This is a genomic window from Weissella coleopterorum (assembly GCF_011304355.1).
GTDB lineage: Bacteria > Bacillota > Bacilli > Lactobacillales > Lactobacillaceae > Weissella > Weissella coleopterorum.
In genome coordinates, this window is sequence record NZ_CP049888.1 from 728,955 (window position 1) to 755,296 (window position 26,342).

The following is a 26,342-nucleotide window of genomic DNA, read 5'->3' on the forward strand; positions in this document are numbered from 1 at the left end:
CCGTCTATACTTATCGTTTTAAACGGGATATTAATATGATTTATTTGTAGCTACGCTACAAGGGAAATTCGATCACTGTTATACCAGCGAATATAGCTATCAATGCCAGCTATTGCTTCATGAATTGTCTTAAATTCTTGAAAATTAATGTATTCACGCTTCAAAATTGAGTGAAAGCTCTCAATTCTTGCGTTATCACCAGGTTGTCCTTTACGAGAATAAGAATGCTTAATCCCAAAACGAGTTAAAGTACTTTCAAATAAATCGCTTGTATACTGACTCCCCATATCGCTATGAATAATGCTTGGTTTAACAGACTTTACTGCGACTTGATTAATGACGTCGGTTGCTAATTCCTTAGTCATATGACTTCCAACTTTATAAGAAATAACCCGCCGGGTTACGGGATTGTACATACTAGCTAGATAAACCCAAGTATTTTTAACGGGAATATACGTAATATCTGTTAAAAGAATATTGGATTGATCAGGTAATCCTTTAATTAGATTTGGTCGTTGATCATATTCAGTATGTGTTTTAGGCTTATTAATTCGTTTAGTCATCCTAGACCTAATTTTTAAAGCGTACATCTGTTTATAAACCATACGCTGGCTAATTTTAATTTTTAACTGACGATTTAATAAAATTGTTAATCGCGGGTATCCATACATAGGATATTTTAACCATGCATCTAATACCTTTTGCTTAATGAAATTGCGACGAAGAAGGGTGTTACCAGGCTTCCAATGTATATAGCCATAATAAGTCGATCGTGGAATTCTGAGGACGTTCAAAATTTTAGTAATGCGGTGCCCAACCTGTAGATTGTCATTAATAATTTTTAAGGTAGGAATACGTCCTTTGATGATCAATTTTTCGCCATAAGCACCGCTGCTCGTTTTAAAATATTAAGTTCTTCTTTTAGTTGTTTATTTTCTTTAATCAATGCCCTTTCATTTGCTGACAATACTTTCGTATTGTTAGGATCGGCTTGATTAACCCATTTAGAAACCGTTGAAGCACTAACGTTGTATTCTTTTGCTAATGAATTAGCTGAACGACCAACTTTATGCAAGCTTACGATCGATTCTTTAAAGTCATTTGAATATTTGATAACCATAATAAAAAGCTCCTTTATGATGTATTATATCGAACAATTTGTCCGTAATTCCATCATAGGAGCCACTTTCTTTTTCTGGGGCGAATGGACATGATTTATCATTCTCTGGATATAGCATTGAAGAATTAAATTAATATTATAAATCACAGCGTCTACCATTTGTTGGGCGTTTTTTTGTAGGAGGAATTAATATGCTTAGGTTTAAATAGATAAACGTGTTATGCTTACGCCAACGTCGGATGAGGTGTTTTATCGCAAGTATGGCATATCGAAATAATTCATCTGGCGTGGCCATTATAATTGTTCTAGACACAAGTGATAACTTCGGTTATCGCTTTTTGTTTGTAAAATAATTAGGTTTAAATGATTATTAATGTTATGCTTGCCCCAACGTCAGATGTTATTATCCATCGAGAATCAACCTCGCAAAATAGCATCTGGCGTGGCCATTGAATTATCGTCCGGCACAAAAGTGATAACTTCGGTTGTCACTTTTTTGTTTATTGGATAATTAGGTTTATGTAAGTATAAGTGTTATGCTTGCGGTGACGTCGGATAGCATCTTATTCCCCTAAAAAGCACTCTCTTTTTAAAAAGATTCCGGCGTCAACGGACAGCCGTCCATAATAATGGAAAGCAGTGACTTATGTTGTTGCTTTTTTTGTTTGTTTTAAGCTGTCACTATTACAATTAAGAGTATGAAAATGAATAAATTTATCGGGGCTTTGTTGCTTATAAGTAGCATAGTATGCTTTATTATATATAAAGAGTTTAAAGGATTGATAGGTGTTTTTGAATCTCTTAACTATATAGTGGTAGCCAATTTGTTTGCTTCAGCAGGTATATTATGTTTGATAGCTGGGGTAATAATAATTTTTAGAGATAAATGAAACAAATAACAGCGTCTGATTAAATTCAGGCGTTTTTTTGTAGGAGGAATTAATATGTTTAGGTTTAAATTGATAAACGTGTTATGCTTGCGCAGACGTCGGATATCATATCTCTTTATATTAAGCATAACTCTCTTTTTAAAAAGATTCCGGCGTCAACGGACAGCCGTCCATAATGGAAAGCAATGACTTATGTTGTTGCTTTTTTGATATAATCTATTTTTGGAGGTAGGTTATGACAAATATATATGATAATGAAAAATTCTTTGATGAATATTCAAAAATGAACCGAAGTAAAGAAGGTTTAAAAGGGGCTGGTGAATGGGAGGCTTTGAAAAAAATACTGTCCGAATTACAAAACAAAACCATGTTAGATTTAGGAAGTGGTTACGGGTGGCATAGTATTTATGCTGCTGAGCAAGGAGCTAAATACGTGTTAGGTATTGATAGCTCTGAAAGAATGTTAGCTACTGCTAAGCAGAAAAATAAATATAATAATGTTGAATTTAAGAATGTCGATATTAATAACTTAGAGTCATTGGACACTAAGTTTGATTTAGTATTTAGTTCGCTAGCTCTTCATTATATAGAGGATTTTGAGAAGGTGGTTGACGGCGTAAATTCTCTTCTAAATTCAAAGGGAGAGTTTATTTTTTCAGTCGAACATCCAATATTTACATCTGAGGGAACGGAACAATGGGTTTTAAATGACGATGGTTCTATTAAATATTTCCCCGTTGATAGGTACTTTGATGAAACAGTAAGGGAAACTAATTTTTGGGATACTCCAGTAACTAAGTATCATCGTACATTAGAAACATATATTGAAACTTTGATTAGACACGGATTTTCAATACAGCATTTAATAGAACCTACGCCACCAGTTTCAATGTTAGATATTCCTGGCATGAAGGACGAATTCCGTCGTCCAATGATGCTGATTATATCGGCAAAGAAAATATAGATTATAAATCACAGCGTCTAACATTTGTTAGGCGTTTTTTTGTAGGAGGAATGTAATGAAGAATGAGTGCTGATTATAGAAAGCTTGAAGATGAAATCATTAATAGATTAGATAAGGAGAAACAGGAAGATGAAACAGAATCTATTAAACAAGATGATGAATGCAAATGATATTAATAGTCCTGATTACGTTTTTGAGTATGGATCTAACATTGAATTTATATCAATAATTTCTGGAAGTGGCAAACAATATACAAGGAATGACAATATAAATGGTTAGTAATTTCATAACAGATATGCAGACAGTTGCCAACGATCGTAGACATAAAGCATTTAGTAATGTTAGCCATGTCAAACAATATCCAACTGAAGATGAAGTGATTCAGTTCTATCATTCAAAGGAGTGGAGACGGATTCGCCAATCAGTGTTAGAACGTGACCACGGTATAGATCAATGGGAATTAACAGAGCGTGGCAGACTCATACCGGGAGACACGGTGCATCACATAGTGGAGATACGAGAGCATTGGGAGTTGCGCAATGACATAGATAACCTTGAAACAATTAGTAAAGGTAATCATAATCGTGAACATATTGAAAAAGGTAATAAAAATTTAAATAAAAGTCGTCATAAAATTGATAATTTTAAAGTTAAAAATTCGGTAAAATCTAGAGATGTTCAGGATGAAATTTTCTAGTCCCCCCCTATCAATTCCAGATAAGTTTTATTTTTTTACTATTGAACGGGTCAGCCCGTACCGTACACAAACAACGATTTCAAAACAATTTACTTTTAAAAGATACGTTAATGGCTATGGGCCGGGGTTATACTCTTGAAAATAATCAAATATTGATGTTTTTTATTGTTTTAAATTGTATATTTTTGTATTAAATTGTATTTAAACGTTTCTTTTTGTATTATTTTTGGGTTAAACTAACAAAGTCATTAAATATAATTTGTTTAGAATGTGGGTATAAAAATGTCAGTAAAATGGACTCTTGAAAGTGACGTTAATGATTGGGTAAAAGATCAATTAAAAGCAATTAAATTAAAAAAACATGTTGATTGGAACGAAGAATCTAGTATGAGTGATTATTTGAAAGAATCACTCAAGGGATCCGCAAAAACAAAACGTAAAACTAATTTTGGTAAACCTGATTTTCATATTGAAAAATATAAAATACCAGTTATTTTTGAAGATAAGGTTAAGTTAAACAAATTAATTGCAAAAAATAAAGATGGCATAAAGATGGATGATACATCCATAGCTAACTTCGCTGTGAATGGTGGATTATATTATGCACAGAGTATGATTTCGTCGGAAAAATACCATGAGGTAGTAGTGGTTGGTGTTGCTGGAGATTCAGAAGATAATGTTGAGGTTGATACTTATTTTGTTTTCTCTGATCAAATTGAACCAAAACATCTTACTGAATATAAAACATTGGACTTCCTTCAATCTGAAGAATCTTTTGACGATTTTTATAAGAATGTGACTGTTACCGAAGAAGAAAAGCACCAAATCCTTATTAATACGAAGGAACAATTAGCAAAACACGCTAAAAATTTAAATAAATTAATGAATAATAACGCAATTAATGTCGAACAACGCGTTGTTTATGTATCTGGAATGTTACTCTCTATGCAAGATATATATAAGAATGATAAATTTCTGCAAAGAGGATTAGTTCCAGATGATCTTATTGGAGCACAGACAGATAGTAAGCGTGATGGATCACAAGTATATGAACAAATTGAAGAATTTTTGAGAGCTAGAGGAATACCTGACGACAAGTTGAAGATCATGTTAGGACAATTTAAAAATGTTATTCAACTAGATGATGGGCGTGATGAATTAATTGAACTAGATAAAAACGTTTCGAAATTAATCACAGAATCAAAAGCATCAATTACCAAGCAAATATTTGTCTATATTTTTGAAAATATTTTTAAATCAATTGATGGTACAAGTTCTTTGGATATTATGGGAGAAATGTATTCCGAATTTTTGAAGTATGCACTGGGTGATGGTAAAGAAATCGGAATTGTTCTAACTCCGCCATATATTACAAAGATGATGGCTGAAATTTTAGATGTCAATAAAGATTCAAAGGTTATGGATCTAGCCACTGGATCGGCTGGATTTTTAATTGCATCTATGGAACGGATGATAAGTGACGCAAATAATTCATTTGGTAAAAAGACAGAAAATGCTGCTAATAAAATTGAAGATATCAAACGTAATCAATTATTAGGAGTTGAGTTAGATTCCAAGATGTATACGTTAGCTGCTACTAATATGATTCTACGGGGTGATGGTTCTGCGAATATTCAAAAGGGTAGTTCTTTTGACCGTCCTGAAAGTTTGTACACTAACTTTGGCGCAGATAGACTTCTCTTAAACCCGCCATTTAGTTATGACGAAAATGGGATGCCCTTTATAGCATATGGATTAGATCATATGGAAAGCGGATATGCGGCTATTATTATTCAAGATTCTGCAGGTAGTGGTAAAGCTTCAAAAACAAATAAACATATTTTGAAAAGTAACACTTTATTAGCAAGTATTAAAATGCCTACTGATACATTTATGCCAAGCGCTGGAGTTCAAACATCTATATATGTTTTTGAAGCGGGTAAGCCACATGATTATGATAATACTGTTAGATTTATTGACTTTAGGAATGATGGTTATAAACGGACTAAGCGGGGAATAACTGAAATTGATCATCCGTTAGAACGATATCAGGATATTATTAAAATTTATAAAGCTGGAAAAAATGCTAAATTGTGTGAACACTCAGAATTGTGGAATTTAGAAGATATAGTTCTAGATGATCAAATTGACATCAATGGGAATGATTGGAATTTTGAACAACATCAAGTTATTGATACTACACCAACTGAAGAAGATTTTATGAAGACAGTAGGAGATTATCTGAGTTGGGAAGTTAGCCAATTATTAAAGGCTGGTGAATAGTATGGTTAAATTTAAAACATTTAAATTATCTGATTTTTTTAAAATTTTTTCCGGCAAGCAGCCTGATATTCATAACAGATTTGACACAAAAAAAGAAAATATGGTTAATACTATTACTGGTGCAACAACTAATAATGGCGTAAACTTTTATTCTTATTCAGAAAAATATAATATTGATGAACTTACTATTTCGAAAGATGGAGAATATGCTGGGACTGTCTTTTTGCAAACTAAGCCGTTTATTTTGGGTGGTCACGTTTTAGGTGTTTTTGGCAAATTTTATATTTCTAATGAAGCGAAATTGTATATAGCAAGTTCCGTTATGAAGCGAAGAGAGTTATGGCGCGGCGCTGATAGGCCATCTGTCCAAAAAAAGAGGCTAGAAAATTTAGAATTAGAATTACCTGTCACATCAGACGGAGAACCTGATTTTGAGTATATGTCCGAATACGTAAAACGCATCGAAGCCGAATACGTAAAACGCATCGAAGCCGAATACGTAAAACGCATCGAAGCCTACTTGACAGTTTTAGGGTATCCGGATGTAGAATCAGTTAGACTGACACAGGCTGACAAAGAGGTATTATCTATGCACGCAAGTGCAGGTTTTGAAAAATATGAATTACGTTATTTATTCGATCATATAGTTCAAGGACGAAGATTAAAGAAAGATGATCAAATTAAAGGGAATATACCATTTATTATGTCTGGAACAACAAATTTAGGTATAGTCGACCATGTTTCGAATCCAAATAAGGTGGCGCCTAAAAATTCTATAACAGTAGATATTTTTGGGAATTCCTTTTATCGTAATTTTGAATATGGTTATGGTGATGATACTGGAGCGTATTGGAATGAAGATAATAAATATAATCCATTTGTTATGGAATATATATCTGTAGTTATTAAAAAAACGTTATTAGGCAAGTATTCTTATGGTAAAAAGCTACGTTCATCTAAATCATTAGATATAAAAATTAAATTACCTATTGATGAAAATAAATTGTTGAACATCGAATTAATGGAAAATTATATTAAGGTAATTCAAAAGAAAACTGTATTAAAGTTGAAAACAGAATTAGATAATAAATTAAAATTATATGAAGAAGCCTCAAAATGAGGCTTCTTTTATTTTATAAAGGAAGGAGGTGATTAAAGTGGAGCAGCATAAAGTTATCCCATTAAAGAAAAACGATAAAATTTCTGAAACGTTAGAAGCGGGTGAAGATACCACCGAGTTTAGAAATTTCGTTGCTCCAGATGATATATCAGAATCAGCTCGAAAGACATTTTATTCAGTTAAAAGGTTTTTAAACAAAATGGGAACACTCAATTCTGCTGATATTTATCTTGTGGCCGGTTTCGCTCGATATTCTGATATGGCCAATGAAATTAATAACATTATTTCTGAAGAAGGTTATTCGCCTTCTGATAATAACGGGAAGTTATCTGCACATCCATTATTAAAAGAAGCAAGGGCAGCAGATACTTTAGCAATGAAGTATGCAGATAAGTTAGGAATTACCCCTGAAGCTCGGACGGCAATTATGGCAGAAAGCAATAAGAGCGGAAAGGATAAAACATGATTAACCCATTAGAATGCAACGAAAATGAATTATATCAGTGGTCACAAGAGTTTGTTAATAAATATCGTGATTGGTATTATATCGAAGGGCAATCGGAAATGTTGCTGACAACCTACTATGCTCAACTTGTAGTGAATGGAGAAGCCCCCGCCAATAAGGAAGTTATTCAATCAGCACAACGTCATTTAAATGATCTAAAACGACAAGATGATGATGATTTTCCTTATTATTTTGATGAAGAAGCAGCGTGGAAGCCGATTAAATTTATTGAGGAACACATTAAGCCAAGTAAATCTAATAACGGACAAATGAATATGCAACCATGGCAACATTTTATTTTTGGCTCAATATTTGGTTGGAAAGATAAACGAACACATTTGAGGCGTTACAGAACGGCGCATATCTACTTAGGACGTAAGAATGGTAAAACTACCCTGATTAGTGGTTTAGCGGCTTATATGGCTGGATATGACGATGAAAAAGGGGCAGAAGTTTATGCGCTTTCTAATTCTAAGGATCAAGCTAAAATTCTATTTAAAGAAACTAAAAATATGATTAATCAATCATCAACAATTGCAGAAGATTTCAAAGTTAGGCGTGATGATATTGTTCATAAGGAATCAGATGGTCAAATTGTAGCGTTAAGTGGAGAAAAACATAATAAGGACGGATATAATGCGTCTGTTGCAGTATTTGATGAAATTCATGAGTTTAAAACATATGAACTGATTAACGTTATGCGTAATTCTATGGGTATGCGAGATCAACCTTTAACTTTCTTTATTTCTACAGCTGGATATGTCTTAGACGGTCCTATGGTTGATTATTTTCAAGCGGGTCAACAAGTATTGAATGATTATGAATCAGATAGCGATATGAGTACCTTTTACTATATGGCTAAACTAGATGATAAAATCGAAGCTAACGATCCAGAAATGTGGATTAAAGCCAATCCGAATATGCCAATGATGCCTGTAAAAACAATGGTTGAAGATTATCGAAGAGATCGACGCACTCCACAGTTAAAGGCTGATTGGATTACTAAACGTTTTAATATTTTTAGCGAATCTGGTGCAAATTCTTTATTTGATAATGAAACCATCTTACAAAATAACGATGTTATTGATGAATCGACGCTATCAGGCATTACGCCTGTAGCTGGATTTGATTTATCTGATACAGAAGACTTTACGGCTGCGGTGTTGGAATTTTCACTTCCGGATGGTCGTATTTTTATTAAACAACAAACATGGATTCCTCAGGCTCGATATGATCGAGAAGAGCAGTATAAACGTAGATTTGATGATTGGATTAATTCAGGTGAAATGATTGTATTGCCTGGATATCATGTAGACCATGGTGCTGTATACGATTGGCTTATCGAACAAGATAGTAAATATCCAATTGAACAAATTAATTACGATCCAGCTAAAGCAATTACATTAAATGAAATGTTAATAAGTTATGGATTTAATACAGAAATAACTAGGCAAGGTTTTAGAAGTTTAGGACCTGCATTACAAAATTTCAAGGAATTAATGCTTGATAAAAAAGTTATATTCAATAATAGTTCTATTTTTAAATGGTACTTATCCAATACCGCTGTAGTAACGGATCGAAATAATAACTGGATGCCCGAAAAATCATCTAAGAAAAGAAAAATAGACGGTTTTGCAGCAGCGTTAAATGCACACGTTAAAATTGCGCCTAGGTTGTCAGTTGATCAGGGAGAAATACCTGAAGTTAAGTTTATGTCGTTTGATGATTTGATGAATTAATGAAAGGAGGAGAATATGGGATTTTGGAACAATTTATTTAACAGAAAAGACACTGGTAATAAAAGTGGATTCGAGCCGTCATTAGGAAGTGGTTTTCAGTTTTCGGATGATCCAGTCAATTCTAATGCAGCAATATATGGCGTTATTTCTAGGCTTTCAAACACTATTGCAACATTACCATTAAATCTATTTAATGCAGAGCGACAGCCAGTAAGTAGCGAAGATGTTTCTGTTTTAGTAGGTCGAGAACCGAATCCGATTTTTAGCTCATTTGATTTATGGAATAAAGCTGAAACAGATAGAAACGAACTAGGTAATGCATTTATTTTGATAGAGCGAGATGAATATTATCAGCCTATGAGGTTATGGAATATTAATGCTAATGATGTAGTGGTGCTACAAGATCAAGAGACTAATGCGTTATTTTATAGAATTAGAGTCAAAAGCAATTCAATTGTTGTTGATTCATCGAATGTTATTCATTTAAAAAATATAACGGGTTCAAATAGACTTATGGGAATTTCGCCCTTAAATGTTTTATCTGACTCACTAAAATACGATCAAGCATTTGAACAATTTTCATTAAGCGAAATGATGAAGCGTGATAGTTTTTCTATTACATATGATAAAAATTTAGATGATGACAGACGTAATGCTGTTGTTGAAAGTATAAAAAGCTTTGTCAAAAATAATGGTGGAGTTTTGTTTAATGAACCTGGTGCGGAAGTTGAATTGATGCAACGCAGTATTGCTACCACAGATGTAGCAAGAAATGATAATACGTTTTACAGACGAGTTGCTAATGCATTCCATGTGCCATTATCATTTTTGAATGCGACGGAAGCTACTGTGGATAGTGAAAATAATATGATGTATTTTGTGCAGATGACATTGATGCCGATTTTAAAACAGTATGAATTTGAATTGAATAAGAAATTATTAACCGACTCACAAAAACGAGCCGGAACGCTTACTGGGGTTAATATTAATGTCAATAAGACACTCACGGTAGCGACCGGTGGTAAAATAACGTGGGCATCTAATTCTACGTACGCTTCTTTCTTATCAGATAAGAAGTATTGGGGTGGAACGCCTAAAGGGCAGGCTAACATTCCAATTAAGGAAGTTGGAACGGCTACATTTAGCACAACTGGAAACATTCAATTGGCGGGTGACCTAACCGCCCCAGACAGTTCGGGACCTGGTTATATGTGGTATCATACTGATTTGGGCGGTAAGGGTAGTAATAAAGCTTATAGTCGAACAACTATTTCTGAAGCGGGTTTCCGTAGTGAAGTATTTTCAAGTAAGAGCCAAGTTGGAAAAGACGTAAGTAATTTCATGATTGTTACGCCTAATGTTTTAGCAATGGGTACTAATGTTAACCGTCCAACGATTGGGCTTTATTCTGATACCGGTTTTGTCCAAGGTAAAAAATTGATGTTAAGTAACGATCCATCGGACGCTACTAAGAGTTTACATTTTAGTTTTTATGAGAAGACCAATGATGCGCCACAGCGTTTTAAAATTGATGAATAAGGCGTTGATGCACCACATACTTCAATGAGTGCAAACACGGTTATTTCCAGCGGCGGTGTATTTTTCGTAGCTTCTAGTGCTAGGCGATATAAGACGGACATCAAGTATACGAATGATCCAGAGCTAGGTTATTCATTAATGCAAATGAAGCCAACAACATGGCTTGATAAGCAAGAATTAGCTACTGAAAAAGCATTTTGGAATGGCGAAAGTGACGAGTATACTGTTCCTAGACGATATGTAGGGTTGATTGCTGAAAACTTATTGCAGGCTGGATTGGATGAGTATGTTGATCCACAAACCGGTCAAGTTAAATCAATTTACTATGATCGATTGGCAGTAGCATTATTGCCAGCATTAGCAGATATGAACCGTCGGTTAGTAGAACAGGAGTTGAAGCATGGATAATTTAGAAATTGTGGCCATCATTAATCGAGATGACAATATTAAGGAAGTACGGTTTGTTTTGAACCATGAAGATGTGATTAATTTTAGGGGAACGGCTATGGTTGATGTAGCAAAAGAAGACTTAGTTATGAATAACTTAAAAGATCATATTATTGGATTATTGAAAAAAGAAATGGAGTTGTAATGATGGAAATTAAGAATAGCGAATTGGTGTTAGTTGGAATTTTTTTGGTCGGATTAACTTTACCGGCTAAGGTATCACGAGCACGAACTAAATTTGTCAAAGCATTGACCGAGCGAGTAAATGAATATAATGAATCTCGCCAAGAAATTTTTAAAAGCCATACTGCATTAATTGACGATAAAACCGGAAAAGTTACTTATCCGGAGGGGGGGCAAGAATTAGCTGATAAAGAATTAATTGATTTAGCTAACGAAACGCCAATTATTCAAGCAACATACAAAGAACAGATCAACACGTTAAAAGCATATTTCAAAGACTGGGACGGCGATGTTTCAGCTGAGAACGCAAGTGCTTATGACGTGTTTTTTGATGCTCTCGAATTAGAAGGAGATGAAGCAAATGATTAAGATTAAGAAATCAATTACTATTAATGCCACATCGACCACGGAAGACGGAAAGACAATCGCAACATTTTATGCTTCAATTTCAGGTGATGGTGCAGGCACAAATACAAGTATGAATGTGGCAGATCAAGAACTATATGAAGTGAATAAAAGTATTGTTCGAGAAGATAAAGCGGCGTTTGATAAGTTTGTTTATGAAGTTGAAGACGATAATAATTAGAAGGAACGGATGAGTAATGAATATTATTGAAAATTGGGATTTGTTTTGGACGGGGCTTGCAACTATGTTAGGTGTTGGCGTGGCGGGAATTGATGTGTATTTAGGGAACAGAGTACACAAGGTCGTATTTGGTGATTGGAATAGCCAGACGCTAAAGAGCGTTATTATGACACATGCAATTCATATTGGCTTACCAGTATTCATCATTCTTTTAATTGATGCATTGATGATCATAAAGCCAGAAACTAAAGCGTTATGTGTGATTGCGCTAACTGTTGTTTTACCGGTCTATGGTGGAGTTATTTGGGGCGATTTTAATTCGTTGAGAGGAAACTTGCATCTATTAGGGGACAAGTCTTTTGATAAAATTGATCTCTCAATTTTATCAAAAGAGATTAATCATAAAGCTAAAAAATTGGAGGATTAAATTTATGGCAATTGATAAAAATGCCATTCCAGCGTGGTTTGAACAACGACGTGGAACTATTACCTATTCTATGGAAGGATCACATAACGGGTCAGATGGAACGGGTGATTGTTCAGGAACTGTAACGCAAGCAGTCTATGAGGCTGGAGCTTCTAAGCCCAGCTACTTATCTTCAACTGTCACACTTGGTGGATATTTAGCAGCGAATGGGTTTGTTCGTATTTCTGCTAATCAAGATTGGAATGCAGAACGTGGAGATGTGATTCTAATGTCATGGTCGCCTGATATGTCTGGTTCTGGTGGAGCTGGTGGTCATACCGGTGTGATGATGGATGGATCAAATTTTATTTCGTGTGACTATTCAACTGGCGGACAGTATAATACTGCCATTACATCATGGAACTGGAACGACTATTATAACCGTTCAGTGCCGATGTATATTGAAGTGTGGCGTTATGAAGGCGAACAACCTGATAATCCAGCGCCACTTGATCCACCTACTAATTCAGTGAGTGCAATTGAACGTTTTAAGCAAGCTGGAAATGAATATACATTGTACAATTCAATTCGAGTTGATGAAGTTAAGTTTGAAAACGGGCTTTGGCAAGCAATTAACAAGAAGTTAGCCGGTGGTGATGATTATAATTACACATACAACGGGCTACCACTTGCGATTATGCATCGAACTGATGGTGGCGACGAAAACAACGTCGGAGTTGGATCAATGGTTGCGTTTGATGATGGATATAATCATGGGACTATTGATGAATACGATGAAGCTACCAATGGTTGCCGAATTGATATGGGTGAATATGGAGATATCTGGATCAATGCAGATGAACTATTGAAACTTTAATATATTTAATAGATATTTATATATTTCACTAAGTTATGTACTAATGTTAATATTAATATATAACTTAATTGAGATAGGAAATGTTTAGAATGACTATTAAATTTCAACAATTTGAGGAACATATTGATTCAAAAGATTTAAATGATTTTTTAAGGTCTGAAAAAAGGAAGGTTTCATCTACTAAGAGGACAGCTTTAATAGATCTAGAAAATGATATTTATGGGGATAACGATAATTTAAGTGATATTGAAAAAAAGGAATTAGAATATAAATTTCGACGATTAATTTTAAAAAATGTTCAGTATACAATAAATAGAGAAATTCTTATTTCCAGTATTAATATAAAAAATAAATCTGTTTTATTTAATAGGTATAATGGTGAAGATGAACTTCTAATTGATAATAATGAAATTTTCGATTATGAGAAAATATCTACTAAATATCGTCAACTGTATAGAAATGTTAATATTAATTCAGATAATAAAATAGTTAATATAAAATTTATATTTGGGAAAAAATACAAGGTAAATGAATTAGATTTAGAAGGATATGAGATAACTGAAAAATTTGATTATATTTATATAAACGTAGATGTTGAAAATGAAATATTGACTATGTCAATTGCTGAAAAAAGCAATAATATGTTAAAAGAAAACCATAGTTCCAATTCGTTATTCGAGAGATTTATTGTTAATAATATTTCTGATAAGTATGAATTTTCAATAGAAGAAAACAATGAATTACATACTTTGTATAAAATGTTTAATGAATTAACAAAAGAGGAAGAAAATATTTATCGTAAAAGAACATTAGAATCTGAAAATTTAATAAATAATTTTATAAATGAAGTAAATATTAAGTATAATTTTAAAGATTATAATGAAATAAATGAATGGACTCTTCGAGTTAATAATTTAGTTACGAGGCGACTAATAAGACAAGATTTTGATAGTTTTTTAAATAGGGCCTTTAGTGTTGGTAAGGTTCTAAAAATAAGATTTGTGGATGTTCTTGGTGGGACAGTTGACGCGAAATCTGGTGGAACTTTTGGAAATAAAGAATTGGACCTTCAAGATAGTGATGTTTATTTTGATACTAAGGATAGTATTCATATAGAAAAGGCTTTAAAATCAATAACAATACGTTGGGATATTCCAGATGAAATTCTTCCTAAAGATGATCGAACGAAATATTTGAATGTCCGGTATACTGCATATAAACGATATTATATAACTCACTTTATAAAAATGAATGTACGAGAGGAGGTGGCTGAATATGTATTACCAAAGTTTGAGTGGTATAGAAAAATTCCTGAATAATACCTCAAAAAGTAAGTACAATCAAAATAAAGAGTTAATTATTCCGTTAATAGAAAAATTAGACGACTGGCTGATCTCAAAACCTAATTTTTTAAGGCACAGATTAAGTTCTAATGAATTCGGATTTGACAATGGAATTTCCAGTGAATTATCTATGATACTATTTATGGCCGGTTTGGAATCAGAAATTTTTGATTACTACTTTGAAGTTCGCGATTATGATAATTTTGAATATTTAGGTAATATAACCTTAGAAGATTATAATAAGATTTTATCAAATGGAAAAATTATAAAGAAATTTCACTTTGAAGAAGAAGTAGAGATTAATTATGAAATGGTATATATTTTTTTCAAATTAAAAATAAAACCAGAGACTTCTTTTTTAGATAACGGGCCAAAGCCTAGAGGCCCCAAAAACAATAAATTAACAAGTATGAATACTGATATATTTATGATGATTATGGATCAGCAAGAGGGCCAATAGATTATGTTAGATAGGAAAATAACTGTAAGCTTACGTGGTGTATTATCAATCGTAGTAGCTATTTTAATTTTAATTTTATTTTTGATTTCTTTACCCTACTTGAAATCTAAATATAGTAGTATTAGTGAAGTTTGCTTTATTTTAATAAAACAGATATTTACAATTTTAGTAACGATATTTATTGGGTATGTAGGTGCTTCTGTAAAATTATGGATTGATCAAAAAAATTTAAAAATACAGTCAAAAAGATTAACTATTAAAAATTTAAAATTAATAAAAATAGAGCTTGAATCAAATTTATCTACTTTGGAACTATTCAATAGAGACGAAATCAGTAATTATGATATGCTAAAAATAAAATATGATGATAGTTTCACTAAAAAACTATTTTTTAGTATAGAATGTAGAGATAGTTTGTCTAAATCAATAATTGAATTATTAGGTAAAGGACGAGTTTTTTTATCAGGCAGTGATGATCAGATTAAAATTGCATTACCAAAGATGATTAAAAATTTCAAAAAAAATATTTCATTTATCGATGATGAAATTACGTATCTTAACGAATATAATAACTGATTAAAAGCCTACTGACTAGATTTCTAGTTGGTAGGCTTTTTTCTTTTGAACAGTAAGTTATAGTAATGAACGGTATATGGCAGTATATAAATTTTATGGCAAAGTTAAAAGTGCTACAAAAGTGCTACAACGCAAAAATAAACGACCAACAAATGCGTTTAAATAGCCATTTGTTGGTCGTTTATTTTTATTATATATGCCGCTGACAGGAATCGAACCTGCATGAGAGTAATCTCACATCGACCTGAACGATGCGCGTCTACCAATTCCGCCACAGCGGCAAATACATATTTAATTATAGCATAATTTTATTAATTATTTTTAATAAACATTGGGTTTTATGATTCTTATTAGGTAAAGCAGCATAAACTTTAGTTGGGAAGGAAGTGTAATATGACTATTGTTAATAATTTGATTCAGAAATATCAACGTAAGTTAGGAACGGGACCTCAGGAAGAATGCTGGGCGGTTTATTTAGATACTCAAGCACAAATTATTGGAGATTTTTGTGTGGCAAAAGGTAGTCTAGCTCAAGTTCAAATACATCCAAGGAACGTTTTTCGAAATTCAATTGCCTTAAATGCCTATGCAATTGCCTTAAATGCCTATGCAATAGTATTAATTCATAATCATCCCAGTGGGAATTTAGCACCCTCAACAGCGGATGTTAATACGGCAAGGCAAATGGCAATTTGTGGGACATTAATGCAAATCCATTTACAAGATTTCATTATCATTAGCCATTTACATTATTGTAGCTTCTTAGAGTATAATTTTACCCTTCATTATGATGTTAAAACTATCATGGAATTATGGAATTATGGAATTTCGATACAAAGTTATCAAAATAACTCGTAATTTATTATTGAAAAAAACATTAAGTTTAAAGAACATTTATAGATTAAACCTAAGCCGTATTTTTAATGATGAATAACTCAGAAAAGAAGATCCAACTGAAATGAAATTAAGCGCTTATTTTTAATTAAAAATAATCTTTTTAATTAAAGATGACCTAATTAAATGGGTAAAAGGAAATGTGATATTTATTATGTAAATTAATTGGAAGCTAAACCGTATTTGTGATAAACTTTAACATATTATTGGGTAAGATTAGATTATAAAGAAAAGTGGGTGATTGTTGTGTTTTCATTTGGAACTCGAAATGTAGGAATTGATTTAGGAACCGCGAATACACTTGTCTACATTGAGGGAAAGGGTATTGTACTTCGAGAGCCCACTGTTGTAGCAAGAAACGAGAAAACAAATAAAGTGGTTGCTGTTGGATCTGCAGCGAAGGACATGCTTGGGCGGACTCCTGGTTCAATCCGAGCAATCCGGCCAATGCGTGATGGAGTAATAGCCGATTACGATACAACAGTTGAAATGTTGAAGCATTATTTGGGAAGTGCACTTTCAGGATATGGCTCAAAGCCTTACGTGACTGTTGGTGTGCCTTCAGGAGTTACGGCAGTTGAGAAGCGGGCAGTCATCGATGCAGCGCGCGTTGCTGGAGCTAGAGATGCTTATGTTATTGAGGAACCTTTTGCGGCTGCTGTTGGTGCTGGTCTACCAGTCTCAGAACCTACGGGATCAATGGTTGTTGATATGGGTGGTGGAACTACTGATGTAGCTACAATCTCACTAGGTGGGATTGTTTCTTCACGTTCAATTCGTTTAGCTGGTGATCGTTTAGATGAATCAATATCTTCATATATTCGACAAAAATATTCGGTTTTGATTGGTGAGCAAACTGCTGAACGTTTGAAGATGGAAATTGGATCTGCTGATATTGAAGCAGCTAAAGAAATGCCATCAAGCAGTGCGCGTGGACGTGATCTAGTTACAGGGTTGCCAAAGACCATTGAAATTACGGCTGTTGATATTGCAACGGCAATGCGCGATGTAATTTCTGAAATTATCGTAGCAATTAAAGAAACATTAGAGGAGACTTCTCCTGAAATTGCAGCCGATATTATTGACCATGGTATTGTACTAACTGGTGGTGGAGCCTTACTTAAGAATATCGATGAGGCAATATCAGAGCAAACCAAAGTGCCGGTTTTCATTGCAAATGATCCGCTAGAGGCAGTTGCAATTGGAACAGGGGAAGCATTGAAGTCCATTGATGCAATGAAAAACAATTAATCCTGTAGGGGCCGGATTCGCTTAAGAAAGTGAAACTGAAAAAGGGTATTGTAATGAAAAAAATATTTACAGCACGGCGGCTAGTAATTGGGGTTATCGTCACTATTTTGACATTAGGTGTTTTGACTTTGAGTTCCTATTCATTGCGTTCTGATAAGGGGCCCTCAATGCCCAATCGAATGTTAAATGATATTACTAGTTGGATTTCTAATACTGTGGCACTTCCAATTGGGGGCGTTCAGCATGGATTTAATAGTATTGATAATTTGATTAGTACTTATCAAGAGAATCAACAGATGAGCGCTAAAGTGGATGAACTAGCGCAGGCTAAGGTTCAACTACAGGTGATGCGTTCAGAGAATAAGGCGCTGAAGGATCAATTAAAGTTAACAGATACGTTAACTGATTATTCTTTGGTTAACGCTTCAGTTATTTCTCGCTCACCAGTAAATTGGCAAACACAACTTATAATTGATCAAGGTTCAAATGCTGGCATCAAGAAAAATATGCCAGTAATGGGATCAGGAGGTCTTGTAGGTCGAGTATCGCAAGTTTCTAATACGAGTTCCAAAGTAGAGCTATTATCTGATAATAGTCAAACAGCTAATCGTTTTGCAATTAGGATCGCTGCCGGGGATGGTCAAGTGGTTGATGGGTTAATTACTGGCTTTAATCAAACCAAGAATAAAATTTTAATGGAATATGTTACTTCAGATGTTGAAATTAAACCTGGAGATAAAGTTACGACATCCGGTTTAGGTGGAGTGACACCGGCTGGGTTGTTTGTAGGGACTGTTAGCTCGGTGGAAGCAAATGACTATGGATTATCAAAGAAAATCTATATTAAGCCTTCCATGGATTTCAATAATATTCCAGTTGTTTCTGTTGCTATTCAGAAATAAAAATTTTGATTATTGGGATAAATCACAAGAGGTTTGGGATCTTTCCAAGCCTCTTATTTTTTAAATATAGAAATTGGAGATTAAAATGATCACACAGGCAATGATAATGTTAATAATCGGCGTAATTGCTGGATTAATGGGATCAATTTTAGGGTTGGGTGGCGGAATTCTAGTTACGCCAGCATTGACTCTAATGGGAGTGGACATTAAATATGCGATTGCTGCATCGATTATTGCGGTAATTGCGACTTCATCGGGCTCTGCGATTGCATTTTTAAAGGACGATGTTTTAAATCTTAGAGTAGCAATGTTTTTAGAAATATTTACTACACTGGGAGCTTTAATCGGAGCGCTATTAACAGGATACTTTGATGGAACGGTCTTATATTTCTTGTTTGGCGCGTTATTAATTTTCCAAGCCTGGAATATGTGGAAAAAACTACGAGTTAAGATTGATGAACGAGTGGAAATTAATCATGATCGATTGGCTAATAAGTTACAATTAAATGGTTTTTATTATGATAAAAACACAAAAAAAGAAGTAAGGTATTCATTGAAAAATGTACCAGGTGGGGCTGCAGTCATGTTTGGAGCCGGAGTGGCTTCTGGATTGTTGGGAATTGGCTCGGGGGCATTCAAGGTCATGGCTATGGATGGAGTAATGAAAATGCCATTAAAGTCATCAACATCAACATCAAATTTGATGATGGGAGTAACGGCAGCTGCTTCAGCTGTAATATATTTCTTTAGTGGAATGATTCAGCCGGTTATTGCGGTCCCAATTGCTTTAGGCATTATTGTTGGTTATTCATTTGGGGCTAGATTGATGCAATATTTACCATCTAAGTTAATTCGCCAAATATTTATTCCATTTGTATTATTGATGGCTATACAATTAATTTTGAAGGGGTTAGGGATGGACTAATGAAGGATGAAATGAATCGTTTAGAATTAATAATCGGGAAAATTTTGCGATTTGGCGTTGCGACTGCGATAACCTTCATGGTATTTGGTTGTTTTCTTCTAATTGTAAGGAATAATAAGGAAGTTGTTCCTTATTATTCCTATCTGAAATTGAGTGAAATTTTACAAGGAATAGTTGTTTTACAGCCAAATGCTTGGTTAATGGGGGGGGTGTTTACTTTGATTCTAACGCCTGTTTTACGAGTTATAACCTCGATTTTTGCCTTTGTCAAAGTTAAAGACTGGGTATATACATGGATTACAATAATTGTCCTATTAATATTAATTTTAGCAATGGCATTCGGAATTAATCAAAGCTAATCATTATTTAATAATTGACTAATTTCCTGTAATAAAGTATAATTTTTATATTATAAACGAATAAAGATTAGAGGTCGCAATTGACATAATTATTTAGTGGAGCTGGTAGGCTATGAAGCTAAAAAAAGGGGAAATTGCCGAAATGGATAATAGACATATTTATCTGTTGGTCTAAATGTTAATACCATTTAGATTGTCGTAATGCTACATTACGGAGCGCTTATCGATGATTCCTATCGAATTGACTGAAAATGAGTCCGCGAACTGTTATGTAATGTCATTACATATTTATTTCGTGGGCTTTTTATTTGTTTTAAAGATATTAGTTGGGGAAATTAAGATGGGAGATTTTTATGTCAGATAATGGTAATAGTCCGGAAAAGCTTAAGAGAACGATGAAAACACGACATCTATCGATGATTTCGTTGGGGGGGACTTTAGGAACCGGGTTATTTGTGACATCGGGAGCTACGATTTCACAGGCCGGACCGATGGGATCGTTAGTTGCATATGGAGTTATGGGAATTATGGTGTTTTTCCTGATGACTTCGTTAGGCGAAATGGCAACAAATAACCCAGTATCAGGTTCGTTTTCGGTTTATGCTGATCAATATGTTGAACCGGCACTGGGCTTCGCAATGGGATGGAATTATTGGTTTAATTGGGCGATTACTGTAGCAGTTGAAGCGGCGACGGTTGGAGTGGTAATGGGATTTTGGCTGCCTAGTATTCCATCTTGGATTTGGTCGGCCTTGGTGTTAATTTTAATTACTTCGATTAACCTTCTTTCAGCTAAAACATATGGCGAAACTGAATTTTGGATGTCAATGGTAAAAGTCATTGCCGTGATTGCTTTCTTAATTATTGGGGTATTAATGATTTTTGGTGCATTTGCCTATAAGCCAGATATCGTTCATAATTTAACTGCAGGCGGTAAAAACGGATTTGTCGGTGGAATTAATGGGATTTTGGCGGTTTTCATGGTCGCAGGTTTCTCATTTCAGGGGACCGAATTGATTGGAATTACCGCAGGTGAATCTGAAAATCCTACAAAATCGATTCCTAAAGCCATTCGACAAGTGTTTTGGCGGATCTTATTGTTCTATATTTTAGCCATTTTTGTTATTGGGGCTCTTATTTATTATAAGGATCCTAATTTATTGCGATCATCGGAAAGTAATATCGCAATGTCGCCGTTTACTTTAGTCTTCAAGCGTGCTGGATTTGCTGCCGCTGCTTCGATTATGAATGCGGTCATTTTAACTGCCGTGATTTCAGCAGCAAATTCGGGGGTCTATGCATCATCTCGAATGTTATGGTCAATGGGTGAAAATAAATTGGCACCTAAAATTTTTAGTCGAGTTAATATAAAGACAGGTATCCCAGTCCCTGCAGTCTTGGCGACTGTTTTGGTTGGGTTGTTGACATTTTTGACGGCTATTTTAGGTCCAAATGTCTATTACTATCTTGTGGCTGCATCGGGACTATCAGGATTTATTGCTTGGATGGGGATCGCAATTTCACATTACCGTTTCCGACGGGCCTTGCATAGTCAAAATCATACGGTCCAAGAACTTAAGTATCATGCTAAGTGGTTCCCTTTTGGCCCATTGTTAGCATTATTCCTAAGTGTCGTGGTGGTAATTGGTCAAGATTTAAGTGCTTTCAAGGGGAGCATTTTGGACTGGAATTGGGAAGGTATTATTACTACGTATATGGCAATCCCATTATTCTTAATTTTGTATTTTGGGTATAAAATTAAAAATAAATCTAAGTTAAGAAAGTTAGAAGAAATTGACCTGGGTGAGGTTGGTTTGAAATAAGAAATGAATACTAATTTAACATTATAAAGTTGGAATTTATCTAAATTCCAACTTTTTTAATTCAGGTTTTAAAAATGAAATTTAACTTAACTGATTAACGTGTTTATTTAACTTTTTGCGGACTGTTACCTTATCATAAATATAAAGTTTGCTAATTTAAATATGGAATGTATTATGGACAATGATATGATATTCTTAGTATTATTATATTAGATTAAGTGAGGAAAATACGATGGGGTGGCATACGATAGAGGTTGAAACTCAAACAGAAGCAGTAGATGCAGTTAGCAACATCTTAATGGAAGCAGGGGCTGAGGGTGTACAAATTGAAGATGCAGCAGATGTTGATAATTTTGAACCAAATGACGCCACGGTGTTTGTGGACTGGGATAAGGTTAAGCATCGGGAAAATGGAGCATTAGTGATTGGATTTTTTCCAGTGGGACTCCATTTGCCTGAAAAAACGCTTGAGATTACGAACAAAGTTCAAAAATTAAATGATTTTGGATTGGATGCTATGCCTGGAACAGTTTCGTCTAATATTGTTTTAGACCAGGATTGGGAAACGGAGTGGCAAAAATACTATCATCCAGTTCGTGTGACCCGTCAATTAACGATTGTTCCAAAATGGGAAAAATATATTCCGAAAGATGTGATGGAAAAGTTAATTATTTTAAATCCGGGATTAGCATTTGGAACAGGAACACATCCAACAACTAAATTAATGCTTCAAGCTTTGGAAATGATTGTTCGAGGTAATGAAAAAGTTTTGGATATAGGGACTGGCTCTGGTGTTTTGAGTATTGCTGCCAAGCAACTAGGGGTAGGTGAAGTATTAGCAACAGATATTGATGAAGTTGCAGTGAGGTCGGCTCAGACAAATTTGGATCTTAATCCTGTTGCAAAGGATGTAGTTGTAATCGCCAGTGATCTCTTAAAAGATGTCCCTAAGCGTGAAAAATACGATCTGATTGTAGCTAATATGCTAACGGAAGTTTTGTTACCTCTGATTCCCAACGTAGAGGAATATTTACGACCGGGTAGTAAATTCCTATTATCAGGAATTTATTTTGATAAAATTAAAGTGATTCAAGAGCAATTGATCAATGCTAATTTTATAATTGATGAAATTATGCAGATTGGAGATTGGTATGGCGTCATTGCTCATTTGAAAATAACAGGAGAGTAGTATGCAACGTTATTTTTTAGACGAAACACCAGAGGATGACTTAGTTGTGTTGCCAGAAGACATTCAACATCACTTGATGACAGTTTTGCGTGGAAAAATTGGAACGAAGGCGGAATTTATTTTTAATCATAAAATCATTCGGATTGGCGAAGTTATTTCAATTAATGATCAAAAAACAGTTGTAAAATTAGGATCTGTATTAGAACAGACCGTGGAATTACCAGTTGATGTGACATTAATTTTAGGACTAACCAAAGGTGATAAGCCGGATGATGTTATTAAAAAAGCAACTGAATTAGGAGCCCATCACTTTATTTTGGTAGAAACAGAGTGGTCAGTCGCTCACTGGGGTAGCAAAGCTGATCGTAAAATTGCCCGATTAAATAAAATTGCACAGGGAGCGGCTGAACAAAGCCATCGCTTGCAAGTTCCAACGATTCAATATTTTAATAAAATTGAGCAATTAGAATTAAATAATGCCATGGTGAAAGTAGTCGCATGGGAAGAAAGTGCAAAAAGTGGGGAAAAAGGTCAACTTGTGAAATCCTTGGAACAAGCTCATCACGTTGGATCGATTGGGTTTATGGTAGGACCAGAAGGTGGCCTTTCCAAATCAGAATTAGAGCGGCTAGAAAAATTAGGTTTTAAAAAGGCAAGCTTGGGTGCTCGTATTTTACGTGCAGAAACCGCACCGTTATACATAATGAGCGCAATTAGCTTTGCGTTAGAATTAGACCATTCATCAATATAAGGGGGAATAATTATGTACGAATTAAAAAAAAATGCTGATTGGAAATTTTGGATTTTAATGCCTATTATTGGGTTTTTAATTCCATTTGCAATTAAAAATTTATCAGGAAATATAAAGATTTTGGGAATAATCACCACTTTATTCATAATAAATATTATTTTTAGCATTTTTGTAGGCATTTATCTGCGTAGACATGGTTCATTTTGGTATTTACTAATCATGTGGCCGTTGATTTTTTGGGTGGGAGTATTATTGAGTTTATTCCCAAGTACTTATGGTTATTATTTTGGATTGGTATATTTGATTATCGAATTATTTGCTTATACGATGGGACAAGAGTCTGAGGTTGATATTGACGCTCAAATTCCAATTGATGGTGGTATCAAAGGTGTTAAGTGAAAAATTAAAATAAAAAAGCTTCGATCAATTTTATGATCGAAGCTTTTTTTGTCAAAAAAATATAAAAAATTATGGAAATAAAAACATTCTTTAAATTTTTTTAATATTTAGATAAAAATAGATCAAACGCATAGGAATGGGATTCTAATCAATTTTTTATAAAGATAGATAAAGTGACGTGGTGGCTTGTGGTGGTTGGTAGTGGTATTAAGTGGTGTAAAGTGGTAAATTATACATATTGAAATAGCTATCAATAAATTTAAAAAATACGTTTTAATTTATGACAAAGGAGGAATAATTAAATGTTTATGGGCACATACCAACATACATTAGATTCGAAAAATCGTTTAATTATTCCGGCCAAATTCCGTAATCAATTGGGAAGTGGTTTTGTTGTCACAAAAGGTAATGAACATTCTTTGCATGCCTATAGTCAAGTTGGTTGGGAGACATATCAAAGTAAACTCAATCAGCTACCATCAAACAATGCAAAGGTTCGTCAATTTAAAAGAGCAATTTTAGCAGGTGCGACAGAAGCTGAATTTGATAAGCAAGGAAGAATCGTCCTACCCAATACATTGAAGGAACATGCGCTGTTAAAAAAGGATATTGTGATTATCGGCTATGGTGATGATGAATTTGAAATATGGGATGCACAGCGATTTAAGCAATACAATGCTGACGTCACAGATAACTTTGATGAAATTTCAAATGAGTTAGCTGAGCTTGGCTTTGAAATTTAACCGGTTAGGTGAAGGGAATTAGCATGACAGAATTTAATCACATCACCGTCCTTTTGGATGAGGCAATTGATAATTTGGCGGTCCAGCCTGAGGGAATTTACGTGGATGCTACCTTGGGTGGAGGTGGACATTCAGCATTATTGGCCAGTAAATTGACTACTGGTAAATTGTGGTCTTTTGATCAAGATCAGACGGCAATTGATTTTAATCAAAATCATTTGCAAACAGAAATTGAAGCGGGTAAGGTCGCATTGATTCAAAATAATTTCAGAAATATAAAAGTGGCTTTGAACGAAGTTGGTGTTAACAATATTGATGGAATCGTATATGACTTAGGCGTATCTTCGCCTCAATTTGATGACGGACAAAGAGGTTTTTCCTACAATTATGATGCACCATTAGATATGAGAATGAATCAAAACCAAGATCTTAATGCAAAAACAGTTGTAAATGAGTGGCCATTTAATGATTTAATGCGCATTTTATCACGTTATGGTGAGGAAAAATTTGCAAAACAGATTGCTAGGGCCATCGAACGGTTTAGAATGAATAAGCCAATTGAAACCACTTTTGAGCTCGTTGAGATTATCAAGTCAGCAATTCCGATGGGTGCGCGCCGAACGGGTGGACATCCCGCAAAAAAGTCCTTCCAAGCAATTCGCATTGCAGTTAATGATGAATTAGGCGCAGTGGAAGAATCACTACAGCAGGCTTTGGATTTATTAAATGTAAACGGACGGATTGCGGTAATTACTTTCCATAGTCTTGAAGATCGCTTAGTTAAAACGATGTTTAAAGAAAAAACACAACTACCAGATTTACCGTCTGGATTACCAGTGATTCCTGATGAATTACAACCAGATTTCAAATTAGTTAATCGTAAACCAATTTATGCAACTGAACTTGAATTAGAAGAAAATCGTCGAGCACATTCGGCCAAACTAAGAGTTATTGAACGAATTCGCTAGATCGGATATGAAAGGAATGATATTATGGCCCAAAATGTGCAACAATGGCAACCACAACCACAGAAAAATTCCCCTAAACAACGGTCAAAAGCTCTTCCTGCTAAAAGAATTCGTTATGCTAAAACACCTTGGAGAAATGAAATTAAGCATATTATTTGTGCAATTTTAATAACGATGTGTTTTGGGGTCATTAGTGTTTGGCTTTCGAATCAAGCTAATTTGTTGAATGGAGCTTCACAGGCTAATGCGACACAGTTGGAAAATTATCGAAATAAAAATAATGACACAAAAGAACAAATTAGTAATTTAACGACGCAACAACGGCTAAATGAAATTGCTCAAAAAGCTGGAATGTCGTTAGAAAACAATAATATTAAAAATGTTAAATAACACGAGGAAAACG

The 26,342-nt window shown here is 34.2% G+C and carries 29 protein-coding genes, 1 tRNA gene and 1 riboswitch; of the genes, 28 read left to right on the top strand and 2 right to left on the bottom strand.

Going from position 1 to position 26,342, the window contains the following annotated elements; all coding sequences use genetic code 11:
- Nucleotides 1-50: 50 nt before the first annotated feature.
- Nucleotides 51-1,120 (bottom strand): IS3 family transposase gene (locus G7084_RS03775; RefSeq protein ID WP_166010183.1). Its coding sequence is split into 2 segments (ribosomal slippage): nt 51-904 and nt 904-1,120, totalling 1,071 coding nucleotides; the frame shifts between segments, so codons are not numbered across the junction.
- 1,125 nt (nt 1,121-2,245) lie between these two features.
- On the opposite strand from G7084_RS03775, the gene G7084_RS03780 reads away from it, so the two are divergent.
- The 16 genes from G7084_RS03780 (at nt 2,246) to G7084_RS03855 (ending at nt 15,735) form a co-directional block, all read left to right on the top strand.
- A complete protein-coding gene (locus tag G7084_RS03780; RefSeq protein ID WP_166010185.1) occupies nt 2,246-2,974 on the top strand; it encodes a class I SAM-dependent methyltransferase in 729 nt (242 codons plus the stop codon).
- Between the two features lie 271 nt (nt 2,975-3,245).
- Complete coding sequence (locus G7084_RS03785) at nt 3,246-3,671, top strand: HNH endonuclease (RefSeq protein WP_246163877.1); 426 nt, start codon at nt 3,246-3,248, stop codon at nt 3,669-3,671.
- Between the two features lie 282 nt (nt 3,672-3,953).
- Nucleotides 3,954-5,954: an HsdM family class I SAM-dependent methyltransferase gene (locus tag G7084_RS03790; protein WP_166010187.1), complete on the top strand. Its 2,001-nt coding sequence runs from the start codon at nt 3,954-3,956 to the stop codon at nt 5,952-5,954.
- 1 nt (nt 5,955) lies between these two features.
- Nucleotides 5,956-7,074, top strand: coding sequence for a restriction endonuclease subunit S (locus G7084_RS03795; protein WP_166010189.1), 1,119 nt, complete (start codon nt 5,956-5,958; stop codon nt 7,072-7,074).
- 37 nt (nt 7,075-7,111) lie between these two features.
- Complete coding sequence (locus G7084_RS03800) at nt 7,112-7,540, top strand: phage terminase small subunit P27 family (protein WP_166010191.1); 429 nt, start codon at nt 7,112-7,114, stop codon at nt 7,538-7,540.
- A complete protein-coding gene (locus G7084_RS03805) occupies nt 7,537-9,318 on the top strand; it encodes a terminase large subunit (RefSeq protein WP_166010193.1) in 1,782 nt (593 codons plus the stop codon). Before G7084_RS03800 ends, G7084_RS03805 begins: the two co-directional genes overlap by 4 nt.
- 15 nt (nt 9,319-9,333) lie before the next feature.
- On the top strand, nt 9,334-10,857 hold the full coding sequence (locus G7084_RS03810; RefSeq protein WP_166010195.1) for a phage portal protein: 1,524 nt from the start codon (nt 9,334-9,336) through the stop codon (nt 10,855-10,857).
- Nucleotides 10,858-10,881: 24 nt separating this feature from the next.
- Nucleotides 10,882-11,265 (top strand): tail fiber domain-containing protein, encoded by a 384-nt coding sequence (locus G7084_RS03815; RefSeq protein ID WP_166010197.1) that lies wholly within the window; start codon nt 10,882-10,884, stop codon nt 11,263-11,265.
- Nucleotides 11,258-11,449, top strand: a complete 192-nt coding sequence (locus tag G7084_RS03820) for a hypothetical protein (RefSeq protein ID WP_166010199.1) — start codon at nt 11,258-11,260, stop codon at nt 11,447-11,449. Before G7084_RS03815 ends, G7084_RS03820 begins: the two co-directional genes overlap by 8 nt.
- Nucleotides 11,450-11,451: 2 nt before the next feature.
- Nucleotides 11,452-11,856, top strand: coding sequence for a hypothetical protein (locus tag G7084_RS03825; protein WP_166010201.1), 405 nt, complete (start codon nt 11,452-11,454; stop codon nt 11,854-11,856).
- A complete protein-coding gene (locus tag G7084_RS03830) occupies nt 11,849-12,073 on the top strand; it encodes a hypothetical protein (RefSeq protein WP_246163879.1) in 225 nt (74 codons plus the stop codon). The genes G7084_RS03825 and G7084_RS03830 overlap by 8 nt, the downstream gene beginning before the upstream one ends.
- A 16-nt stretch (nt 12,074-12,089) precedes the next feature.
- Nucleotides 12,090-12,500, top strand: coding sequence for a hypothetical protein (locus G7084_RS03835; protein ID WP_166010203.1), 411 nt, complete (start codon nt 12,090-12,092; stop codon nt 12,498-12,500).
- A 4-nt stretch (nt 12,501-12,504) separates the two neighbouring features.
- A complete protein-coding gene (locus G7084_RS03840; protein ID WP_166010205.1) occupies nt 12,505-13,356 on the top strand; it encodes a peptidoglycan amidohydrolase family protein in 852 nt (283 codons plus the stop codon).
- A gap of 89 nt (nt 13,357-13,445) precedes the next feature.
- The gene (locus G7084_RS03845; protein ID WP_166010207.1) at nt 13,446-14,675 is read left to right on the top strand and encodes a hypothetical protein; all 1,230 of its coding nucleotides are present in this window, start codon (nt 13,446-13,448) and stop codon (nt 14,673-14,675) included.
- On the top strand, nt 14,632-15,159 hold the full coding sequence (locus G7084_RS03850; RefSeq protein ID WP_166010209.1) for a hypothetical protein: 528 nt from the start codon (nt 14,632-14,634) through the stop codon (nt 15,157-15,159). The genes G7084_RS03845 and G7084_RS03850 overlap by 44 nt, the downstream gene beginning before the upstream one ends.
- A gap of 3 nt (nt 15,160-15,162) precedes the next feature.
- Nucleotides 15,163-15,735 (top strand): DOMON domain-containing protein, encoded by a 573-nt coding sequence (locus G7084_RS03855; protein WP_166010212.1) that lies wholly within the window; start codon nt 15,163-15,165, stop codon nt 15,733-15,735.
- A gap of 197 nt (nt 15,736-15,932) precedes the next feature.
- On the opposite strand, the gene G7084_RS03860 is transcribed toward G7084_RS03855, so the two are convergent.
- Nucleotides 15,933-16,016 (bottom strand) — tRNA-Leu (locus G7084_RS03860).
- Between the two features lie 112 nt (nt 16,017-16,128).
- Here G7084_RS03860 and G7084_RS03865 point away from each other — a divergent pair.
- The 12 genes from G7084_RS03865 to G7084_RS03920 all read left to right on the top strand — a co-directional run bounded on the left by G7084_RS03865 (nt 16,129) and on the right by G7084_RS03920 (nt 26,329).
- Nucleotides 16,129-16,593 carry a JAB domain-containing protein gene (locus G7084_RS03865; RefSeq protein ID WP_166010214.1) on the top strand — a complete coding sequence of 155 codons (465 nt, stop codon included), beginning with the start codon at nt 16,129-16,131 and terminating at the stop codon, nt 16,591-16,593.
- Between the two features lie 282 nt (nt 16,594-16,875).
- Nucleotides 16,876-17,880: a rod shape-determining protein gene (locus G7084_RS03870; protein ID WP_166010216.1), complete on the top strand. Its 1,005-nt coding sequence runs from the start codon at nt 16,876-16,878 to the stop codon at nt 17,878-17,880.
- Nucleotides 17,881-17,933: 53 nt separating this feature from the next.
- On the top strand, nt 17,934-18,782 hold the full coding sequence (gene mreC / locus G7084_RS03875; protein ID WP_166010218.1) for a rod shape-determining protein MreC: 849 nt from the start codon (nt 17,934-17,936) through the stop codon (nt 18,780-18,782).
- Nucleotides 18,783-18,867: 85 nt separating this feature from the next.
- Nucleotides 18,868-19,707, top strand: a complete 840-nt coding sequence (locus G7084_RS03880; protein ID WP_166010220.1) for a sulfite exporter TauE/SafE family protein — start codon at nt 18,868-18,870, stop codon at nt 19,705-19,707.
- The gene (locus G7084_RS03885) at nt 19,707-20,066 is read left to right on the top strand and encodes a DUF1634 domain-containing protein (RefSeq protein WP_166010222.1); all 360 of its coding nucleotides are present in this window, start codon (nt 19,707-19,709) and stop codon (nt 20,064-20,066) included. The genes G7084_RS03880 and G7084_RS03885 overlap by 1 nt, the downstream gene beginning before the upstream one ends.
- Nucleotides 20,067-20,126: 60 nt before the next feature.
- Nucleotides 20,127-20,296, top strand: a riboswitch (Lysine riboswitch).
- A gap of 123 nt (nt 20,297-20,419) precedes the next feature.
- Entirely contained in the window at nt 20,420-21,889 is a 1,470-nt protein-coding gene (locus tag G7084_RS03890; protein ID WP_166010224.1) for an amino acid permease, read from the top strand.
- Nucleotides 21,890-22,121: 232 nt separating this feature from the next.
- A complete protein-coding gene (gene prmA, locus G7084_RS03895) occupies nt 22,122-23,078 on the top strand; it encodes a 50S ribosomal protein L11 methyltransferase (protein ID WP_166010227.1) in 957 nt (318 codons plus the stop codon).
- A gap of 1 nt (nt 23,079) precedes the next feature.
- Complete coding sequence (locus tag G7084_RS03900) at nt 23,080-23,829, top strand: RsmE family RNA methyltransferase (protein WP_166010229.1); 750 nt, start codon at nt 23,080-23,082, stop codon at nt 23,827-23,829.
- A 12-nt stretch (nt 23,830-23,841) separates the two neighbouring features.
- Complete coding sequence (locus tag G7084_RS03905; protein WP_166010231.1) at nt 23,842-24,228, top strand: hypothetical protein; 387 nt, start codon at nt 23,842-23,844, stop codon at nt 24,226-24,228.
- 302 nt (nt 24,229-24,530) lie between these two features.
- Nucleotides 24,531-24,971, top strand: coding sequence for a division/cell wall cluster transcriptional repressor MraZ (mraZ, locus tag G7084_RS03910; RefSeq protein ID WP_166010233.1), 441 nt, complete (start codon nt 24,531-24,533; stop codon nt 24,969-24,971).
- A 23-nt stretch (nt 24,972-24,994) separates the two neighbouring features.
- Nucleotides 24,995-25,939 carry a 16S rRNA (cytosine(1402)-N(4))-methyltransferase RsmH gene (gene rsmH, locus G7084_RS03915; RefSeq protein ID WP_166010235.1) on the top strand — a complete coding sequence of 315 codons (945 nt, stop codon included), beginning with the start codon at nt 24,995-24,997 and terminating at the stop codon, nt 25,937-25,939.
- Between the two features lie 24 nt (nt 25,940-25,963).
- Nucleotides 25,964-26,329 carry a hypothetical protein gene (locus G7084_RS03920; RefSeq protein WP_166010237.1) on the top strand — a complete coding sequence of 122 codons (366 nt, stop codon included), beginning with the start codon at nt 25,964-25,966 and terminating at the stop codon, nt 26,327-26,329.
- Nucleotides 26,330-26,342: the final 13 nt, after the last annotated feature.

Bases quoted from the DNA above. Each gene is read 5' to 3' on its own strand.
- G7084_RS03805 (WP_166010193.1), top strand. From the start codon at position 7,537: ATGATTAACCCATTAGAATGCAACGAAAATGAATTATATCAGTGGTCA.
- mraZ (WP_166010233.1), top strand. From the start codon at position 24,531: ATGTTTATGGGCACATACCAACATACATTAGATTCGAAAAATCGTTTA.
- G7084_RS03900 (WP_166010229.1), top strand. From the start codon at position 23,080: ATGCAACGTTATTTTTTAGACGAAACACCAGAGGATGACTTAGTTGTG.
- G7084_RS03830 (WP_246163879.1), top strand. From the start codon at position 11,849: ATGATTAAGATTAAGAAATCAATTACTATTAATGCCACATCGACCACG.
- G7084_RS03820 (WP_166010199.1), top strand. From the start codon at position 11,258: ATGGATAATTTAGAAATTGTGGCCATCATTAATCGAGATGACAATATT.
- G7084_RS03815 (WP_166010197.1), top strand. From the start codon at position 10,882: ATGAGTGCAAACACGGTTATTTCCAGCGGCGGTGTATTTTTCGTAGCT.
- G7084_RS03825 (WP_166010201.1), top strand. From the start codon at position 11,452: ATGGAAATTAAGAATAGCGAATTGGTGTTAGTTGGAATTTTTTTGGTC.
- G7084_RS03840 (WP_166010205.1), top strand. From the start codon at position 12,505: ATGGCAATTGATAAAAATGCCATTCCAGCGTGGTTTGAACAACGACGT.
- G7084_RS03855 (WP_166010212.1), top strand. From the start codon at position 15,163: ATGTTAGATAGGAAAATAACTGTAAGCTTACGTGGTGTATTATCAATC.
- G7084_RS03880 (WP_166010220.1), top strand. From the start codon at position 18,868: ATGATCACACAGGCAATGATAATGTTAATAATCGGCGTAATTGCTGGA.
- G7084_RS03795 (WP_166010189.1), top strand. From the start codon at position 5,956: ATGGTTAAATTTAAAACATTTAAATTATCTGATTTTTTTAAAATTTTT.
- G7084_RS03785 (WP_246163877.1), top strand. From the start codon at position 3,246: ATGGTTAGTAATTTCATAACAGATATGCAGACAGTTGCCAACGATCGT.
- G7084_RS03850 (WP_166010209.1), top strand. From the start codon at position 14,632: ATGTATTACCAAAGTTTGAGTGGTATAGAAAAATTCCTGAATAATACC.
- G7084_RS03845 (WP_166010207.1), top strand. From the start codon at position 13,446: ATGACTATTAAATTTCAACAATTTGAGGAACATATTGATTCAAAAGAT.
- G7084_RS03810 (WP_166010195.1), top strand. From the start codon at position 9,334: ATGGGATTTTGGAACAATTTATTTAACAGAAAAGACACTGGTAATAAA.
- G7084_RS03835 (WP_166010203.1), top strand. From the start codon at position 12,090: ATGAATATTATTGAAAATTGGGATTTGTTTTGGACGGGGCTTGCAACT.
- G7084_RS03865 (WP_166010214.1), top strand. From the start codon at position 16,129: ATGACTATTGTTAATAATTTGATTCAGAAATATCAACGTAAGTTAGGA.
- prmA (WP_166010227.1), top strand. From the start codon at position 22,122: ATGGGGTGGCATACGATAGAGGTTGAAACTCAAACAGAAGCAGTAGAT.
- rsmH (WP_166010235.1), top strand. From the start codon at position 24,995: ATGACAGAATTTAATCACATCACCGTCCTTTTGGATGAGGCAATTGAT.
- G7084_RS03920 (WP_166010237.1), top strand. From the start codon at position 25,964: ATGGCCCAAAATGTGCAACAATGGCAACCACAACCACAGAAAAATTCC.
- G7084_RS03890 (WP_166010224.1), top strand. From the start codon at position 20,420: ATGTCAGATAATGGTAATAGTCCGGAAAAGCTTAAGAGAACGATGAAA.
- G7084_RS03885 (WP_166010222.1), top strand. From the start codon at position 19,707: ATGAAGGATGAAATGAATCGTTTAGAATTAATAATCGGGAAAATTTTG.
- mreC (WP_166010218.1), top strand. From the start codon at position 17,934: ATGAAAAAAATATTTACAGCACGGCGGCTAGTAATTGGGGTTATCGTC.
- G7084_RS03905 (WP_166010231.1), top strand. From the start codon at position 23,842: ATGTACGAATTAAAAAAAAATGCTGATTGGAAATTTTGGATTTTAATG.
- G7084_RS03780 (WP_166010185.1), top strand. From the start codon at position 2,246: ATGACAAATATATATGATAATGAAAAATTCTTTGATGAATATTCAAAA.
- G7084_RS03790 (WP_166010187.1), top strand. From the start codon at position 3,954: ATGTCAGTAAAATGGACTCTTGAAAGTGACGTTAATGATTGGGTAAAA.